Source organism: Mesorhizobium sp. M7A.F.Ca.MR.362.00.0.0, from assembly GCF_004023175.1.
Classification (GTDB): Bacteria; Pseudomonadota; Alphaproteobacteria; order Rhizobiales; family Rhizobiaceae; genus Mesorhizobium.
The window spans coordinates 2,749-4,639 of the sequence record NZ_RZTF01000461.1 but is presented as its reverse complement, the minus strand read 5'-3'; the positions used below and the strand labels follow the sequence as shown (position 1 = coordinate 4,639).

The following is a 1,891-nucleotide window of genomic DNA, read 5'->3' as shown; positions in this document are numbered from 1 at the left end:
GTTGCGCCCGCCAGCGCATCACCGGCCCCGGTGACGTCAGTGACCTTTCGGGGATTGGGCGGCATGATCGAAAAGGCGCCTGTTTCATCGAACCCCAGCACGGGCGCCTCGCCCGCCGTCACCACGCCACTGACGAGGCCGCTGCATCGCAACCCGTCGACGACCTCGCGCTGCCTGGCATTCGCGGCGACGCCGGCCAGCACCATGGCCTCGCGCCGGTTCATGAAGACCAGCGAGAGCTTCTTCAGCACCGGTATCAGCCGCACCACCTTGGCCGGCGAGATGGCAATGGCGAAAACCGGCTTGCCCGCGGCGAGCGCGACCAGCCGTTCCAGCGCCGAAGAGGGCAGATTGGCGTCGCACAGGATCGCGTCGGCGGCGGCGATCACCTCCCGCACCTTGGAGCGCCTGATCTGCTTGGGAAACGCCAAATCATAGAGCGCCATGTCGGCAAAGCCGACGATCAGCTCGCCTTCGATGTCGATCAGCGCGGTGTAGCTCGGCGTCGTGCGGTCGAGGAAGACCGCCGACAGGTCGGTAATGCCTGTCTCGGCGATGGCTCGCGAAACGGTATCGGCAGCGGCATCGCCGCCGCGAACCGACATCAGCGACGCGGAGACGCCGCGCCGCACGGCGCTGCGCAAAGCATTGAAGACGCCGCCGCCGACATCCTCGCGCATTGTGCCCGGATTGGAGGCGGCAGGCACGTAAGCGCCGGACACCTGGCCGCGTCGGTCGATATGGGCGCCGCCTATGGCCAGTATTTTCGCGGATTTCAGCATGCCGGCGATATGACCTTTGTTATTCCAGCCGCACAAGCGCTAGGCTGTGCGACGGAGCTTCGCATGCGAGGCGGCGATTCGGCAGGTCGAAACAACCGAGCCGTCTGGCCCAACGTGCGGTGCATTCCTGATCGAATCCCTGGACAAAAAAAGAACAAATCCGGATATTGCTTGTTTTTCAGTTATTTGACCCCTCTTGCCAAATGAGAACAAAAAAGGTACAAATAGGCAGGGATTACGGATTGTCCGGCCTTCATTGACGACCAAGGGGTGATGTATCATGGCTCAGAATTCTTTGCGGCTGGTAGAGGACAAGGCAGTGGACAAATCAAAGGCTCTGGATGCGGCGCTGTCGCAGATCGAGCGGGCTTTCGGCAAGGGCTCGATCATGCGGCTCGGCGCCAACGATCAGGTCGTCGAGATTGAAACGGTGCCGACCGGCTCGCTTGGCCTCGACATCGCGCTTGGCGTCGGTGGCCTGCCGCGCGGCCGCATCATCGAGATCTACGGGCCGGAAAGCTCGGGCAAGACGACGCTTGCCCTGCACACCGTTGCCGAAGCCCAGAAGAAGGGCGGCATCTGCGCTTTCGTCGATGCCGAGCACGCGCTTGACCCGGTCTATGCCCGCAAGCTTGGCGTCGATCTCGAAAACCTTCTGATCTCGCAGCCTGACACTGGGGAGCAGGCGCTGGAAATCTGCGACACGCTGGTGCGCTCCGGCGCCATCGACGTGCTGGTGGTCGATTCGGTCGCGGCGCTGACGCCACGCGCCGAAATTGAAGGCGAGATGGGCGATTCGCTGCCCGGCCTGCAGGCCCGCCTTATGAGCCAGGCGCTACGCAAGCTGACCGCGTCGATTTCGCGCTCCAACACCATGGTCATCTTCATCAACCAGATCCGCATGAAGATCGGCGTCATGTTCGGCTCGCCTGAAACCACCACCGGCGGCAATGCGCTGAAATTCTACGCTTCGGTGCGCCTCGACATCCGCCGCATCGGCTCGATCAAGGACCGCGATGAGGTTGTCGGCAACCAGACCCGCGTCAAGGTGGTCAAGAACAAGCTGGCGCCGCCCTTCAAGGTGGTCGAATTCGACATCATGTTTGGTG

2 protein-coding genes are annotated in these 1,891 nt (G+C 62.6%); one reads left to right on the top strand and one right to left on the bottom strand.

The window, feature by feature from the left end; all coding sequences use genetic code 11:
- Positions 1–782 (bottom strand): carbohydrate kinase family protein (locus EOC06_RS33020; RefSeq protein WP_128309763.1); only part of this gene is annotated, 782 nt, incomplete at its 3' end.
- 280 nt (positions 783–1,062) lie between these two features.
- On the opposite strand from EOC06_RS33020, the gene recA reads away from it, so the two are divergent.
- Positions 1,063–1,891 (top strand): recombinase RecA (gene recA, locus EOC06_RS33015; RefSeq protein ID WP_245470295.1); only part of this gene is annotated, 829 nt, incomplete at its 3' end.